Genomic DNA, 14813 nt, shown 5'->3' on the forward strand with positions numbered 1-14813 from the left:
TTTATTGCCTTATTCTGCGGTCACTACGCTGGGTTGCCCCAGGTTCGCCAGGCGTACGCTGTTCTGCACTTGCGCCACCTCGCTCGGCGAGCCGATCGGCCCCATGCGCACACGGTGCAGGGTTTGCTGGTTACGCACGATGGAGCTGATGAACACTGGCGCGCTGACCATGCCGCTGAGCTTGGACCTTAACAGTTCTGCCGCATCCGGGTTGGCGAAAGCGCCCACCTGCAGGTACTGCCCACCCACGGTGGAGGCACCGGGCGCGGCACGGGGTACGACGACCGTATCCGGCGCATGCTGCGCGGGCGGCGGCGTCCATTGTTCGATCTTGCCGGTCGATGCGGTCACTTGTGGTTGCGGGGTTTGCGGTTCGTTGAGCATCAACGGCGCCGGCTTGCCACGCTGGGCCCAGTACTGCGCCGGGTCGATGCCTTCGACCTTGACCCGTGCGGTACCGATTTCGGCGTAACCGAGTTTCTTTGCGGCGGCGTAGGACAAGTCGATGATCCGGTCCGAATAGAACGGCCCACGGTCATTGACCCGCAGGATCACCGTGCGGTTGTTGTCCAGGTTGGTCACGCGCACGTAGCTGGGCAGCGGCAGGGTCTTGTGGGCCGCGCTCATGCCGTACAGGTCATACACTTCGCCGTTGGCGGTGTTCTGGCCATGGAACTTGGTGCCGTACCAGGACGCCGTGCCGGACTGCACGTAGGTCTTGGAGTCCTGCAGCGGGAAGTAATTCTTGCCCAGCACGGTATACGGGTTGGCCTTGTAGGGGCCGGAGTGCAAGGTGGGCGTGGCATCGGGGATCTTCGACACATCCACATCCCACCACGGCGCACCGTCTTTGTGCGCACGGTTGATGTCCAGGCCCGGCTGGGCGCGAACCACAGCACCACCGGCCTTCTTGGCCGGCGCTCGGTTCGGCGTCGTGGAGCAACTGGCGATCAGCAGGGACAATGCGGCGAGCGCCACCAGCTTGAGCGGTTTTTTGAACGGCGATACCCGCATTACTTGTTGCCCCGTGCTTGAACCAGCTCGTCTGACAGCTGATGCACGGCCATGGCGTACATCACACTGCGGTTATAACGCGTGATTGCGTAGAAATTCTTCAGGCCCATCCAGTATTCCGGGCCGTTTTCACCTTCAAGGCGGAACGCCGTCACCGGCATGTCATCGCGTGGCGCATTCTGACTCGACCAGCCCAGCGCTCGCAACTCCCCGACGGTCTTCACCGGGTCGATACCCTGGGTCAGGCCTTCGTCGGCACGCTCGCCCGTCACATCGGCGCGGACGACCACCGGCTCACCGCCGACCCAGCCGTGACGCTTGAAATAGCTGGCCACGCTACCGATGGCATCGTCGGGGTTGCTCCAGATATTGATATGCCCGTCGCCGTCAAAGTCCACGGCGTAGGCGCGAAAGCTGCTCGGCATGAACTGCGGCAAGCCCATCGCCCCGGCGTACGAGCCCTTGAGCGTCATCGGGTCGACCTGTTCTTCGCGGGCCAGCAGCAGGAATTCGCGCAGCTCCTTGCGGAAGAACTCGGCGCGGGGCGGGTAATCGAAGCCCAGGGTCGACAACGCGTCGATCACCCGGTAACTGCCGGTATTGCGCCCGTAGAAGGTTTCAATACCGATGATCGCGACGATGACCTGGGCCGGCACGCCGTATTCCTGCTCGGCGCGGGCCAATACCGCCTCATGCTGGCGCCAGAAGTCCACGCCCCTGGCCACGCGGGCGTCGGTGAGGAACATCGGGCGATATTCCTTCCACTGCTTCACGCGTTCGGCGGGGCGCGAGATGGCGTCGAGGATCGCCTGCTTTTTCTGGGCCTCGCGAAACACGCCCATCAGTTGTTCACCGGCGAAACCGTAGTCGCGGGTCATCTCACCGACGAATTCGGCGACCTGAGGTGAGCCATCGTAGTCACCGGCCTGCACCTCCTGCGTTGCGCCCAGCAGCCCAATCAGGCCCATCCAGGACGCATGCCGAGTTGCCCAGCCGCGCATTACTTGCATTGACATCTTCACCTTATTCAAACCTGTGCGATCCATTTGCGATGCGTATGAATCGACATCAAAACCCCAAACGCTGACAGCAATGTCACCAGCGAAGTTCCGCCGTAGCTAATGAATGGCAACGGCACACCTACCACCGGCAGCAGGCCACTGACCATACCGATGTTGACGAAAACATAAACAAAAAAAGTCATGGTCAGGCTGCCGGCCAGCAACTTGCCGAACAGCGTCTGCGCCTGCGCGGTAATCACCAGCCCGCGCCCGATCAGCAGCAAATAGATCAGCAGCAGCGCGCAAATGCCAACCAGGCCGAACTCTTCGCCCATCACCGCAATAATGAAGTCGGTGTGGCTTTCAGGCAAAAAGTCCAGGTGCGATTGGGTACCCAGCAACCAGCCCTTGCCGAACACGCCGCCGGAACCGATCGCTGCCTTAGACTGGATGATGTTCCAGCCGGTACCCAGCGGGTCGCTCTCCGGGTCGAGGAACGTCAGGATCCGTTGCTTCTGGTAGTCGTGCATAAAGAAGAACCACATGGCCACGGCCACGGGCACGGCGGCGGCCAGCACGCTGAGAATCCAGCGCCAGCGCAAGCCACCCATGAACAGCACGAACGCGCCGCCCGCCAGGATCAGCAACGAGGTGCCGAGGTCCGGCTGGCGCACGATAAGAATGAAAGGCACGCCGATCAGCACCAGGCTGATCCCCACGTGCTTAAGCTGTGGCGGCAACGTGCGCTTGGACAGGTACCAAGCGATGGTGGCCGGCATGAGGATCTTCATGAATTCCGACGGCTGGAAGCGAATCACCCCAGGGATGTTGATCCAGCGGGTCGCGCCCATGGCGTTGTGACCCATCACGTCCACCACCACCAGCAGCAAAACCCCGGCGACATAACCGAGGGGCACCCAGCGCGCCATGAAGCGCGGCTCGAGCTGGGCGATCACCACCATCGACAACAGGCCCAGGCCGAACGAAGACGCTTGCTTGATCAGCAGGTCCCAGTTCTTGCCGCTGGCCGAATACAGCACGAACAGGCTGCCGGCCGCCAAGATCAGCAGCAGCACCAGCAGCGGGCCATCGATGTGCATGCGTTGCAGCAACGTCGCACGGCGACGCATCACATCCTCACTGGAGAGGATGCGGTCAAAATTACTCTTCACGGGCCGTAACCTCGGGGCTTGAAGGGGGGCCGCCATATTCGGGCTTGAGCTTGCCGTCGGCGGTCAGCAGCCAGGCGTCCATCACTTGACGCACCACCGGGGCCGCGACGCCGGAGCCGGATTCACCGTTCTCCACCATCACCGCCACCACGATTTTCGGGTCATCTGCTGGGGCAAAACCAACAAACAAGGCGTGGTCGCGGTGGCGTTCCTGAACCTTGGAGCGGTCGTACTTTTCACCCTGCTTGATCGCGACCACCTGGGCGGTACCACTCTTGCCGGCGATGCGGTACTGCGCACCGATCGCCGCCTTGCGTGCGGTACCACGGGCGCCGTGCATGACCTGCTGCATACCGTGATTGACCTTGTTCCAGTCGGAAGGGTCGCGCAGCACGATGTCGGGGATCGGATTCTCATCCTGCGGTTTCTCGCCCTCGATGGTCCTGGCCAGGTGCGGACGGTTCCAGATGCCCTTGTTCGCCACCAGCGCCGTCGCCTGGGCCAGTTGCAGCGGGGTGGCCTGCATATAACCCTGGCCAATGCCGAGGATCAGGGTTTCGCCGGGGAACCACGCCTGGCGCCGCGTCGCCCGCTTCCACTCCCGCGACGGCATCAGGCCTGGGGACTCTTCGAACATGTCCAGGGAGACTTTCTGACCGAGGCCGAACTTGCCCATGTAGGCCGACAGGCGATCGATACCCAACTTGTGGGCCAGGTCATAAAAATAGGTGTCGTTGGAGCGCATGATCGCGGTATCCAGGTCGACATAGCCGTCACCGGTGCGGTTCCAGTTACGGTATTTGTGATCGTAGTTGGGCAGCATGTAGTAGCCGGGGTCATAGACCCGACTCGACGCCGTGACCACACCCGAATCCAGGCCGGCAATCGCCACCGCCGGCTTGATGGTCGAACCCGGCGGGTACAGGCCGCGCAACACGCGGTTGAACAGCGGCCGGTCGATGGAATCGCGCAGCTCGGCATAGGCCCTGAAGCTGATGCCGGTCACGAACAGGTTGGGGTCGAAACTCGGCTGGCTGACCATAGCCAGCACTTCGCCGGTCTTCGGGTCCAGCGCCACCACCGCACCACGACGACCGCCCAGCGCCATTTCGGCGGCTTCCTGCAGCTTGATGTCCAGGCTCAGCACGATGTCTTTGCCCGGCAACGGATCAGTGCGCTTGAGCACGCGCAACACGCGGCCGCGAGCGTTGGTCTCGACCTCTTCGTAACCCACCTGGCCGTGCAGCTCGGGCTCGTAGAAACGCTCGATGCCGGTTTTGCCAATGTGATGGGTGCCGCTGTAATTGACCGGATCGAGGGTTTTCAGCTCTTTCTCGTTGATTCGCCCCATATAGCCGACCGAGTGCGCAAAGTGCGGCCCCTGCGGGTAATGCCGCACCAACTGCGCCACCACCTCCACGCCCGGCAAGCGGAACTGGTTCACCGCGATCCGTGCGATCTGCTCTTCGTTCAGCTCGAACAGAATCGGCACCGGCTCGAAAGGCCGGCGCCCCTGCTTCATGCGCTTCTCGAAGATGACTCGGTCTTCCGGCGTCAGCTGCAGCACCTCGACGATCACATCGAGCACCTGTTGCCAGTCGCCGGAACGCTCGCGGGTCATGCTCAGGCTGAAGCTGGGCCGGTTATCCGCCACTACCACGCCATTGCGGTCGAAAATCAGCCCACGGGTCGGCGGGATCGGCTGCACATGCACCCGATTGTTTTCCGACAAGGTGGAGTGATATTCGTACTGGATGACCTGCAGGTAATACAGGCGCGCGATCAGCACCCCGATCAGCGCCACCACCATGATCGCGCCAAATACCACGCGCGCACGTACCAGACGTGCGTCTTTCTCGTGGTCCTTGATGCGGATCGGCTGGGTCATCGGGAATGGCGCAGATTATTTGTGATAAGGATGCCCGGACAGAACTGTCCAGGCGCGATACAGCTGTTCACCGATCAGAATCCTTACCAACGGGTGCGGCAGCGTGAGCGCCGACAGCGACCAGCGCTGATCGGCCCGCGCACAGACTTCCGGCGCCAGCCCTTCGGGGCCGCCGACCATGAAGTTGACGGTGCGCGAATCCAGGCGCCAGCGGTCCAGCTCCACCGCCAACTGCTCGGTGCTCCAGGGCTTGCCGTGCACTTCGAGCGTAACGATGCGCTCGTTGGGCCCGACCTTGGCCAACATGGCTTCGCCTTCCTGACGGATAAAGCGCGCCACGTCGGCATTCTTGCCCCGGGTATTGAGCGGTATTTCCACCAGCTCCAGCGACAGCTCGGCAGGCAGACGCTTGGCGTACTCGTGCCAGCCCTCTTCCACCCACTTGGGCATGCGTGAACCGACAGCGATCAGACGCAGGCGCACAGCCGTTCCTTATTCCTGGTCTTTGTTGAGCTTGTCGAAGTGCGCGTGGCCCACTTCCGGGCTGTGGTGCTTGCCATCGGCGGCACGGCTCTGCTCGGCGCCTTTCCACAGACGCTCCAAGTCATAGAACTGGCGCGCGTTGGAGGTCATCATGTGAACGATCACGTCGTCCATGTCCAGCAGCACCCAATCGCTGTCGCCCTTGCCTTCTTCACCCAGTGGCTTCACGCCCTGGGCTTTGACCGCTTCGCGAACCTTGTCCAGCATCGCGCCGATCTGGCGGTTGGAGGTACCGGTGGCGATGATCATGAAGTCGGTGATGCTCTGCTTGTCGCGCACGTCGAGCACCTGGATGTCCTGGGCTTTCACGTCTTCCAGGGCAGCCACGGCAACTTTTACCAGTTCTTCGCCAGCCAGTTCCGGGCCAACGTGGGCTTCTACCGGCAGCGGCGCGCTCTTGAAGGTGCCTTTGCGCTTAACTTTGCTTACGTCTTTGTTCGTCATATAAAACTCGTTTTGCTCGTATGTTCGGGCGCTCGCTGCACGACGGTGCGTAGCGACAAGCGCGCCTTTTCAGTTCGACGCACGGTAAAGCCCGTGCGCATCGATGTAGGCCAGGACCGCGTCAGGCACCAGGAAACGTACCGACTTACCGCTGGCCAGCAGTTGACGGATCTGGGTGGCGGACACCGCAAGCGGGGTCTGCCAGACGAATGCAATATTCCCGTTCGGCCCGGTCAGGGCCAAGGGGTCACTTACCGACCGCGCAGCCAGCAGGTTGCGCAAGGCATCCGGCGGTTCGCTGTCGGCATCCGGGCGTTGCAGAACCAGGATGTGGCAATGCTGGAGGAGTTCCTCCCAGCGGTGCCAAGAGGGCAGGCCGCAAAATGCGTCCCAGCCCAAAAGCAGAAACAACTGGTCATCGGCGGCCAACTCGGCGCGCATCAGTTCCAGGGTGTCGACAGTGTAGGACGGTTTATCGCGCTTGAGCTCGCGATCGTCCACCACCAGCGGCGATATACCCTCCACAGCAACGCGCACCATTTCCAGGCGCTGTTGCGCTGACACCTGCGGCGTATCGCGATGGGGCGGCCGGAAATTGGGCATCAGGCGCAATTCATCCAGCGCCAGGGCATCCGCGACTTCCAGGGCACTGCGTAAATGGCCGATGTGCACGGGGTCGAAAGTACCGCCGAGCAGCCCGATGCGTTTAGCCATCAAGTGCGCACGTGACCGTCGCCGAACACCACGTACTTTTCGCTGGTCAGGCCTTCCAGGCCAACCGGGCCACGGGCATGGAGCTTGTCGGTGGAGATGCCGATTTCCGCCCCCAGGCCGTACTCGAAGCCATCGGCAAAGCGCGTCGAGGCGTTGACCATCACCGAAGCGGAGTCCACTTCATTGAGGAAACGCCGGGCATCGCTGAAATGCTCGGAGACAATGGCGTCGGTGTGCTTGGAACCGTATTTATTGATGTGCTCGATGGCCTGGTCCAGGTCGTCGACAATGCGGATCGACAGGATCGGCGCCGTGTACTCGGTGTACCAGTCCTGCTCGATCGCCTCGATCACATCCGCGCCCAGCAACGCGCGGGTACGCTCGCAACCACGCAGTTCCACGCCCTTGTCGCGATAAATGGCGGCCAGCGGCGGCAGCACGCGCTCGGCGATGCCGGCGTGCACCAACAGGGTTTCCATGGTGTTGCACGGCGCGTAGCGGTGGGTCTTGGCGTTGTCGGCGATGCGGATCGCCTTGTCGAGGTCGGCGGCGATGTCGATGTAGACGTGGCACACGCCGTCCAGGTGCTTGATCACCGGCACCTTGGCGTCGCGGCTGACGCGCTCGATCAGGCTCTTGCCACCGCGCGGCACGATCACGTCGACGAATTCCGGCATGGTAATCAACGCGCCAACCGCCGCGCGGTCGGTGGTTTCCACCACTTGCACCACCTCGGCGGGCAACTCGGCCACGGCCAGGCCCTGCTGAATGCAGGCAGCGATGGCACGGTTGGAGTTGATGGCCTCGGAACCGCCGCGCAGGATGGTGGCATTGCCCGACTTGAGGCACAGGCTCGCGGCGTCGATGGTCACGTTCGGCCGCGACTCATAGATGATGCCGATCACGCCCAGGGGCACGCGCATCTTGCCGACCTGGATGCCGGACGGCAGGTAACGCATATCGCGGATTTCACCGATGGGGTCAGGCAGCTTGGCTACCTGACGCAAGCCTTCGATCATGTCGTCGATACGCGCCGGGGTCAGCGCCAGGCGATCCAGCAGGGCCGGTTCCAGGCCATTGGCGCGGCCGTTGGCCAGGTCCTGTTCGTTGGCGGCGGTGAGCGCTGGGCGCGAAGCATCCAGAGCGTCGGCGGCGGCCAACAACGCGCGATTCTTCTGCGCAGTGCTCGCACGGGCGATCAACCGCGAGGCCTGACGGGCAGCGCGACCCAGGCGGGTCATGTAGTCAAGAACGGACTCAGTCATGGGTCAGGTAGTCTTGGCAAAGAGGAAAGCGGCAGATTATAGCTGTGACGCCGCCCGACTGACAGCGGTGAGGGGCGGATGGTCGAAATGAACTGTAAAAACCTGGGGTTCAGCGGTAATTAAGGTGGGAGTTGTTATGATTCCGTCACATTTAGCCGTAATTACCTTGAACGCTATGTCCAGAATGACGCCCGAACTCCCTGCCAGCGCCCTCCCCGACAGCTTCTTCGACCGCGATGCACAGTTGCTCGCGCAAGAACTGCTCGGAAAAGTCATCCGTCATCGTGTCGGCGGAATTTGGCTTTCAGCCCGAATTATTGAAACCGAAGCCTATTACGTGGCCGAAAAAGGCAGCCACGCCTCACTCGGCTACACAGAAAAGCGTAAGGCTTTGTTTCTGGATGGCGGGCATATCTACATGTACTACGCCCGTGGCGGTGATTCGCTGAATTTCAGCGCCCATGGCCCGGGCAATGCCGTGCTGATCAAATCGGCGTATCCCTGGGTCGATGAAATTTCCGGCCCGGCGAGCCTGGCGCAAATGCTGTTGAACAACCCGAACCCCGACGGCAGCCCGCGCGCCGCGCAGAAACTCTGTGCAGGCCAGACGCTGCTGTGCAAGGCGCTGGGCCTGAAGGTGCCGATGTGGGATGCCAAGCGCTTCGATCAGGAACTGTTGTATGTGGAAGACGTAGGCCAGGTGCCCACGCAGATCATCCAGACCACACGACTGGGCATCCCCAGTGGGCGCGATGAACATTTGATGTACCGTTTCGTCGATGCTGGCTATGCGCCTTATTGCACACGGAACCCGCTGCGGCGGGGACAGGTCGAAGGCCGCGATTATTTTTTGATTTGATGCTCCATATGGGAGGGGGCTTGCTCCCGATAGCGGTGTGTCAGTCAAACCATCTGACACTGACCCACCGCCATCGGGAGCAAGCCCCCCTCCCACAGTTTGATCATCAGCGTTTCAGATTATGTATGGAGTGGAGTGTATGGGCCATTGGCTCGATAGCATTACCGGCTGGCTGACCCTGAACCCACAATGGCTGGCGGCGGCGGTGTTTATCGTTGCGTGCGTGGAATGCCTGGCCATCGCCGGACTGATCGTGCCGGGTACGGTGCTGCTGTTCGCGATTGCCGCACTGGCCGGCAGCGGCGCGCTGTCGTTGAGCGAAACCCTGCTGCTGGGATTCCTCGGCGGCTTATTGGGCGATGGGGTTTCCTACTACCTGGGCCGGCATTTCCACCAGAACATCCGACGCCTGCCCGGCCTTCGTCAGCACCCCGAATGGATGAATAGCGCTGAAACCTACTTCCATAAGTACGGCATTGCCAGCCTGCTGGTCGGGCGCTTCATCGGCCCGCTGCGCCCCATGCTGCCGATGGTGGCCGGCATGTGCGACATGCCGTTCCCGCGCTTCGCGGTCGTGAGCGTTATCGCGGCAGCGGGTTGGTCGGTGGCTTATCTGCTGCCGGGCTGGGCCGCTGGCGCTGCGTTCCGCCTGCCATTGCCGGAAGGTTTCTGGCCGGAAGCGGCCATTGTCGCGGCCTGCCTGGCGGTGTTGCTGGGGCTGAGCTTGAACAGCAGCCTGCGCGGTCATCGTCGCGCGACCCTGTGGATTGGTTGCGCCAGCCTGACCTTGCTGGTCGCGCTGTTCATCGGCTACCCGCACCTCAACCATTTCGACCAGGGCCTGAGCGCCCTTGTGCAGGAACATCGCAGCCCGTGGCTTGACGAAGTGATGGTACGGATCACCCAGCTGGGTGAGTTCAAGAAAATGTTCGTGGCCAGCGCGGTGTTCACCGGCCTGCTGTTACTGGCGCGACAGTGGCGTCATGCCCTATTCGTTGGCGTCACACTGGCGGGAGCCGCCGTGATCAACACCGGCACCAAGCTCTTCTTCGCCCGTGGCCGCCCGGAAATCCTCACCGACCCGCTCACCAGCTTCAGCATGCCCAGCGGCCATGCCTCCGGCGCGTTTGCGTTCTTCCTGGCCCTGGCGGTACTGGCCGGCCGGGGCCAACCCACGCGGTTACGCCTGACCTGGCTGCTACTGGGCTGCATACCCGCCGCGTTCATTGCAGTGTCGCGGGTGTACCTCGGTGCTCATTGGCCCTCGGACATCCTGGCCGGCACGCTGTTGGCAATGACCGTATGCGCATTCAGCCTCACCCTCAGCCAATACCGCAGCCCCTTGCCGCCAATGACGCAAAAAGCCTGGTGGCTGGTGTTGCCCGCCGTGGTGGCCGTGCTCGGGTTTATTGCTTTTACCGGCACGTCCCATGCTTTGCTCAGGTACGCTTACTGATCCTTGGCCGGGCCGATCCACTCCACCGATGCCGAGCGGCGCTCAACGCAACGCTCGCGTCGCTCCAGCAGCATTTCATCAGCGATTTCAGCGGCGCGTTCGGCGATGTATTCCGGGCCCCGCGTGGCATCCTGCTGGAGTAATTGCGTGGTCACGCTGACAAGGTACGCGTCCCAGGCTTCTTGTTCCGAGGGTGTCAGCCGAATCATGGTCATCTCCGATCATTAGGGTGTGATCGGAAAATAGTGCAAGCCACGCTGCTGGAAGCAGCGAAACAAAGTCTGAAAACCACGTCAGGGAAATCCGAATCTTAGGTGAATAATTCACCTTGCAACTCATCCAGCAGCATCTGGATCGCATCCAGCCGCTGCTGCGGATCGTCGAGTTGCAGCAGGTCGAGCTTGTCGGCCTCGGTGAACGGCAGCAGATACGCCAGCTGATTAGCCAGGGCCTGCTGGCCCTCGGCACGAGCGTCCATATCCAGCGAAGCGACCATCGGGTGCTCCGCCAATGCCTGCAGCAGCGCCAGCAGGTCGGCATCCTCTTCTTCCAGCGGCTGCTCCGGCAGCTCTTCCAACCATTGCACCTCGGCCACCAGCAACTGGTCCTTGTGCACCTCAACGTCATATACGCGGAAACGCCGCCCGCCTTCGACACGAATGCCCAGCAGGCCGTTGTCCTGTTGCTTGAAGTCGCGAATCAGCGCCTCACAGCCGATCAGCGCATAGCCGTCCGGGGCCAGGCCGACTTCCTTGCCGTCAAGGATGCACACCACGCCGAAGCTTTCGCCCTTTTTCATGCAGCGGCTGATCATGTCCAGGTAGCGCGCCTCGAACAGTTGCAAATCGAGGGTGCAGCCAGGGAACAGCACAGTGTTGAGCGGAAACAGCGCCAGACTCATAAAGGTTTCCTTAAACCCGGTTCAAACGATCACCGACACGGCCAGCGGCAGGAATACCGCCGTGGCCACGCCCATCAGACTCATCGCCAGCGCCGCGAAGGCGCCGCATTCTTCACTTTCCTGCAGGGCCACCGAGGTGCCGACGGCATGGGCCGTCATGCCCAGGGCCATGCCGCGTGCTTCGGGGCTGTGTACGCCCAGGCGCGACAGGAGCGCCGGGCCGATCATCGCGCCGACCACCCCGGTGATCAACACGAACACCGCGGCCAATGCCGCCACGCCACCGATCTGCTCGGCCACCAGCATGGCAATCGGCGACGTCACCGACTTGGGCGCCATGGTCATCAGCACTCTGTGTTCAGCGCCGAACCACCAGCCCAACACCACGCACAGGCCGGTGGCCAACACCCCACCTATCACCAGCGTAGTAAAAATCGGCCAGAACAATTGGCGAATCCTTCGCAGGTTCAGATACAGCGGCACCGCCAGGGCTACCGTCGCCGGCCCCAGCAGAATGCCCATGATCTCGGTGCTTTCGCGGTATTCGACGTAGCTCAGGCCGCAAGTGAGCAACACACCAATCACCAGCAACATGGAGACCAGCACCGGCTGCAGGAAGATCCAGCGGGTTTTCTCGAAAGCCGCCAGTACCAGTTGATAAGCACCCAGGGTGATGCCGATCCCGAACAGCGGGTGATGAATGACGGCCGTCCAGGCGCCCTGCCAATCGAACATCATTGGCCCTTCTCCTTGCGCTTGACCATCTGTTGCATCAGCACGCCGACGACGCCCATGGCGATGACCAGCGACAGCACCAGCGCGCCGACGATGGCCCAGAAGTCTGCAACGATGTCCTTGGCATACACCATCACGCCCACGGCCGGCGGCACCAGCAGCAACGGCAGATACCGCAGCAGGCTGCCGGCCGCCAGGCTCAGCGGCTCGCTGACTTCGCCGCGCCAGATCAGAAAGCCAAGCATCAGCAGCAGGCCGATGATCGGTCCCGGCAATACCGGCAACAGCAGATGATTGATCGCTGTGCCGATCAGTTGAAACAACACCAGCCAGGTCAGGCCACGTAACAGCATCCGCTTTCTCCCCCTTAAAGCCCGCGCGCATTATAAGCACGCCCGCCCTATGCTCCGGCATTCGCCAAAAGCATGTCGTTGACCGGGCCGATTGCCCATGATGATCTACATTGGTTCTCTGTATCCCATAAAAAACCCCCTCATCAGCGGGGGATAAAAATGATGAAACCAGGAGAGACGCAATGCCCCAGGTACCCGTAGCGCAGCTCAAAGACTATGTCGGCAAGGAGCTCGGACGTTCCGAGTGGCTCACCATCGACCAGGCGCGCATCAACCTGTTCGCAGAGGCCACCGGCGATCATCAATTCATCCACGTCGACCCGGTCAAGGCGGCACAAACCCCGTTCGGCAGCACCATTGCCCATGGGTTCCTGTCGCTGTCGCTGATGCCCAAGCTGATGGAAGACATCCTGATCATGCCCGAAGGCCTGAAGATGGCGGTCAATTACGGCCTCGACAGCGTGCGCTTTATCCAGCCGGTAAAGGTCGACTCCAAGGTGCGCCTGAACGTCACGCTCACCGATGTCCACGAGAAAAAACCCGGCCAATGGCTGTTCAAGGCCACCGCCACCCTGGAAATCGAAGGCCAGGAGAAACCGGCTTACATCGCCGAGTCGCTGTCACTCTGCTTCGTGTAGGACGCTGCCTGTGGTGAGGCAACAAACCTTGCCACAGTGTATGTAAATTTATGTATGAACCTCTCGGCTGCGGCATACTCGGCGCTCAATTATCCGGATCCCGCTATGCGCCCACTCGCTCCCCTTGCCCTTGCCCTGTTGCTCACCGCGTGCGGAGACGGCGAATCGCTGTTGCCGCCCGACGCGCGCCTGCCCGATGGCGGCCGCTACCGTGGTGATGTGGTCAACGGCTTGCTGCAAGGCCAGGGCCGTGTCGACTACCCCAACGGCAGTTGGTACGCCGGCGAGTTCGATAAGGGCCAGTGGCATGGTCAGGGCGAATGGCATGGCAGTAACGGCGAAGTCTACCAAGGCCAATTCAAGCAGGGCCTGTTTGACGGCCAGGGCCGCCTGACCACAGCGGGCAGCAGCTACGTCGGCGGCTTCAAGAACGGTCGACGCAACGGCGAAGGCACCCTCAAAGAGGGGCAGATGACCTACCGCGGCGAATTCAAGGACGACCAGTACTCCGGCCTCGGACGCCTGGAGCTGGCCGACGGCAGCCAATACCAGGGCCAATTCGCTCACGGCAAGCCCAATGGCGAAGGCCAGCGCAACGACGACAGCGGCAATCAGTTCAGCGGCCACTTCGTCGATGGTCAGTTGGAAGGCAACGGCACCTTCAACAGCGCGGATGGCGATATCTACGTCGGCCAGTTCAAACAGAACCAGCTCAACGGCAAGGGTCGCTATGAAAATGCCGACGGCGACGTGTGGATCGGCCAGTTCAAGGAAGGCGCGCTCAGCGGCAAGGGCGAATTGATCGGCGTCGATGGCAGCCACTACGTCGGCCAGTTCATCGATTGGCGCTTCAGCGGCGAAGGTCGCCTGAACCTTACCGATGGCAGCTTCTACATCGGCGGCTTCGACAGCGACAGCTACCAGGGCCGCGGCACGCTGGTGCTCACCGATGGCACGGTTCAGGCCGGCACCTGGGTCAACGGCATGCGCGTGCGCGATGCCGAGGGCAAGCTGTTGCCCGACCCACTGGAAATCGGCGTACTGGCCCAGGGCCGCTTGCTGGCTGACGCCCTCGCCGCCGTGCCTGCGTCTACGCCTGCCGTCGAGCTGTACACCCTGGCAGTGGCTGGTGACGGCAAGCAAAGCGTATTCCTGCGCGAAGCCGATTACGTCAGCAATATGCTCGCCACCCGCTTCGGTGCACATGGGCAGATTCGCCTGGTCAACCACCGCGACCATATCGCCGACCGCCCCATGGCCACCCGCGAAAATCTGCGCCGTGCCGTGCAAACCCTGGCCGAACGCAGCGGGCCGGAAGACCTGGTGTTCATCTATATGACCAGCCACGGCACTCATGAACACGAATTGGTGCTGGACCAGCCGCGCATGGAGCTGGCCGACCTGCCGGCCGACGAGCTGGCCGCCGTGCTCGCGCCGCTGAAAAACCGTGACAAGATCATCGTGATTTCCGCCTGTTACTCCGGCGGATTCATCCCGACATTGAAGGATGAACGCACGCTGATCATGACCGCCTCGCGCGCGGATCGCGTGTCGTTCGGTTGTTCAGAAGAAGCAGACTTCACCTACTTTGGTGATGCCCTTTTCGCACAAGCTTTCAGCCAAACGGACGATTTGCAACAGGCGTTCAAACTGGCACAACTGCACGTGGCCGAACGCGAACAGGCGGACAATTTCGAAGCCTCCGAACCGCAGATCTGGGCCCCCAAGGGCGTGATCGCCCATTGGCAATTATTACGCAAACAGCAGGCACGAAAGGCGCTCGAAAGCGTCTCAATGAATAGCAAGGAAGCCAAAGGCAACTAAGCTGTA

Annotated in this window: 16 protein-coding genes; 4 read left to right on the forward strand and 12 right to left on the reverse strand. The window is 61.9% G+C overall.

Annotation, left to right across the window (positions count from 1 at the left end):
• Positions 1 to 9: 9 nt before the first annotated feature.
• From C4J92_RS23220 to C4J92_RS23255, 8 genes are all read right to left on the reverse strand, one after another.
• Entirely contained in the window at positions 10 to 1014 is a 1005-nt protein-coding gene (locus C4J92_RS23220; RefSeq protein WP_124368477.1) for a septal ring lytic transglycosylase RlpA family protein, read from the reverse strand.
• Positions 1014 to 2024 carry a lytic murein transglycosylase B gene (mltB, locus tag C4J92_RS23225; protein ID WP_124364555.1) on the reverse strand — a complete coding sequence of 337 codons (1011 nt, stop codon included), beginning with the start codon at positions 2022 to 2024 and terminating at the stop codon, positions 1014 to 1016. The genes C4J92_RS23220 and mltB overlap by 1 nt, the downstream gene beginning before the upstream one ends.
• A 17-nt stretch (positions 2025 to 2041) precedes the next feature.
• A complete protein-coding gene (rodA, locus tag C4J92_RS23230) occupies positions 2042 to 3145 on the reverse strand; it encodes a rod shape-determining protein RodA (RefSeq protein WP_065952056.1) in 1104 nt (367 codons plus the stop codon).
• Between the two features lie 31 nt (positions 3146 to 3176).
• Positions 3177 to 5075 carry a penicillin-binding protein 2 gene (gene mrdA, locus C4J92_RS23235; RefSeq protein ID WP_124405381.1) on the reverse strand — a complete coding sequence of 633 codons (1899 nt, stop codon included), beginning with the start codon at positions 5073 to 5075 and terminating at the stop codon, positions 3177 to 3179.
• A 15-nt stretch (positions 5076 to 5090) separates the two neighbouring features.
• Positions 5091 to 5558: a 23S rRNA (pseudouridine(1915)-N(3))-methyltransferase RlmH gene (gene rlmH / locus C4J92_RS23240; protein WP_003176297.1), complete on the reverse strand. Its 468-nt coding sequence runs from the start codon at positions 5556 to 5558 to the stop codon at positions 5091 to 5093.
• Between the two features lie 9 nt (positions 5559 to 5567).
• The gene (gene rsfS, locus C4J92_RS23245; RefSeq protein ID WP_003176298.1) at positions 5568 to 6062 is read right to left on the reverse strand and encodes a ribosome silencing factor; all 495 of its coding nucleotides are present in this window, start codon (positions 6060 to 6062) and stop codon (positions 5568 to 5570) included.
• 69 nt (positions 6063 to 6131) lie between these two features.
• A complete protein-coding gene (nadD, locus tag C4J92_RS23250; protein ID WP_124368480.1) occupies positions 6132 to 6776 on the reverse strand; it encodes a nicotinate-nucleotide adenylyltransferase in 645 nt (214 codons plus the stop codon).
• Entirely contained in the window at positions 6776 to 8041 is a 1266-nt protein-coding gene (locus C4J92_RS23255; RefSeq protein ID WP_124405382.1) for a glutamate-5-semialdehyde dehydrogenase, read from the reverse strand. Before C4J92_RS23255 ends, nadD begins: the two co-directional genes overlap by 1 nt.
• 175 nt (positions 8042 to 8216) lie before the next feature.
• On the opposite strand from C4J92_RS23255, the gene C4J92_RS23260 reads away from it, so the two are divergent.
• Complete coding sequence (locus tag C4J92_RS23260; RefSeq protein ID WP_124405383.1) at positions 8217 to 8900, forward strand: DNA-3-methyladenine glycosylase; 684 nt, start codon at positions 8217 to 8219, stop codon at positions 8898 to 8900.
• Between the two features lie 139 nt (positions 8901 to 9039).
• Positions 9040 to 10356, forward strand: a complete 1317-nt coding sequence (locus C4J92_RS23265) for a bifunctional DedA family/phosphatase PAP2 family protein (RefSeq protein ID WP_124405384.1) — start codon at positions 9040 to 9042, stop codon at positions 10354 to 10356.
• On the opposite strand, the gene C4J92_RS23270 is transcribed toward C4J92_RS23265, so the two are convergent.
• The 4 genes from C4J92_RS23270 to C4J92_RS23285 form a co-directional block, all read right to left on the reverse strand.
• On the reverse strand, positions 10350 to 10565 hold the full coding sequence (locus tag C4J92_RS23270; protein ID WP_124368484.1) for a hypothetical protein: 216 nt from the start codon (positions 10563 to 10565) through the stop codon (positions 10350 to 10352). The genes C4J92_RS23265 and C4J92_RS23270 overlap by 7 nt on opposite strands.
• A gap of 101 nt (positions 10566 to 10666) precedes the next feature.
• Positions 10667 to 11257, reverse strand: coding sequence for an LON peptidase substrate-binding domain-containing protein (locus tag C4J92_RS23275; RefSeq protein ID WP_124405385.1), 591 nt, complete (start codon positions 11255 to 11257; stop codon positions 10667 to 10669).
• A gap of 21 nt (positions 11258 to 11278) precedes the next feature.
• Positions 11279 to 11995, reverse strand: a complete 717-nt coding sequence (locus C4J92_RS23280) for an LrgB family protein (RefSeq protein ID WP_124368486.1) — start codon at positions 11993 to 11995, stop codon at positions 11279 to 11281.
• Complete coding sequence (locus C4J92_RS23285; protein ID WP_124368487.1) at positions 11992 to 12345, reverse strand: CidA/LrgA family protein; 354 nt, start codon at positions 12343 to 12345, stop codon at positions 11992 to 11994. Before C4J92_RS23285 ends, C4J92_RS23280 begins: the two co-directional genes overlap by 4 nt.
• Before the next feature lie 182 nt (positions 12346 to 12527).
• On the opposite strand from C4J92_RS23285, the gene C4J92_RS23290 reads away from it, so the two are divergent.
• Positions 12528 to 12983, forward strand: a complete 456-nt coding sequence (locus tag C4J92_RS23290) for a MaoC family dehydratase (RefSeq protein ID WP_124405386.1) — start codon at positions 12528 to 12530, stop codon at positions 12981 to 12983.
• 105 nt (positions 12984 to 13088) lie between these two features.
• Entirely contained in the window at positions 13089 to 14807 is a 1719-nt protein-coding gene (locus C4J92_RS23295) for a C13 family peptidase (protein WP_124405387.1), read from the forward strand.
• Positions 14808 to 14813 lie beyond the last annotated feature (6 nt).

The sequence above is a fragment of the Pseudomonas sp. R3-18-08 genome (genome assembly GCF_003852065.1).
Classification (GTDB): domain Bacteria; phylum Pseudomonadota; class Gammaproteobacteria; order Pseudomonadales; family Pseudomonadaceae; genus Aquipseudomonas.

Bases quoted from the DNA above. Each gene is read 5' to 3' on its own strand.
- C4J92_RS23265 (WP_124405384.1), top strand. From the start codon at position 9,040: ATGGGCCATTGGCTCGATAGCATTACCGGCTGGCTGACCCTGAACCCA.
- C4J92_RS23295 (WP_124405387.1), top strand. From the start codon at position 13,089: ATGCGCCCACTCGCTCCCCTTGCCCTTGCCCTGTTGCTCACCGCGTGC.
- C4J92_RS23285 (WP_124368487.1), bottom strand. From the start codon at position 12,345: ATGCTGTTACGTGGCCTGACCTGGCTGGTGTTGTTTCAACTGATCGGC.
- C4J92_RS23270 (WP_124368484.1), bottom strand. From the start codon at position 10,565: ATGATTCGGCTGACACCCTCGGAACAAGAAGCCTGGGACGCGTACCTT.
- mrdA (WP_124405381.1), bottom strand. From the start codon at position 5,075: ATGACCCAGCCGATCCGCATCAAGGACCACGAGAAAGACGCACGTCTG.
- mltB (WP_124364555.1), bottom strand. From the start codon at position 2,024: ATGCAAGTAATGCGCGGCTGGGCAACTCGGCATGCGTCCTGGATGGGC.
- C4J92_RS23275 (WP_124405385.1), bottom strand. From the start codon at position 11,257: ATGAGTCTGGCGCTGTTTCCGCTCAACACTGTGCTGTTCCCTGGCTGC.
- nadD (WP_124368480.1), bottom strand. From the start codon at position 6,776: ATGGCTAAACGCATCGGGCTGCTCGGCGGTACTTTCGACCCCGTGCAC.
- C4J92_RS23280 (WP_124368486.1), bottom strand. From the start codon at position 11,995: ATGATGTTCGATTGGCAGGGCGCCTGGACGGCCGTCATTCATCACCCG.
- C4J92_RS23220 (WP_124368477.1), bottom strand. From the start codon at position 1,014: ATGCGGGTATCGCCGTTCAAAAAACCGCTCAAGCTGGTGGCGCTCGCC.
- rsfS (WP_003176298.1), bottom strand. From the start codon at position 6,062: ATGACGAACAAAGACGTAAGCAAAGTTAAGCGCAAAGGCACCTTCAAG.
- rodA (WP_065952056.1), bottom strand. From the start codon at position 3,145: ATGCGTCGCCGTGCGACGTTGCTGCAACGCATGCACATCGATGGCCCG.
- C4J92_RS23260 (WP_124405383.1), top strand. From the start codon at position 8,217: ATGTCCAGAATGACGCCCGAACTCCCTGCCAGCGCCCTCCCCGACAGC.
- C4J92_RS23255 (WP_124405382.1), bottom strand. From the start codon at position 8,041: ATGACTGAGTCCGTTCTTGACTACATGACCCGCCTGGGTCGCGCTGCC.
- C4J92_RS23290 (WP_124405386.1), top strand. From the start codon at position 12,528: ATGCCCCAGGTACCCGTAGCGCAGCTCAAAGACTATGTCGGCAAGGAG.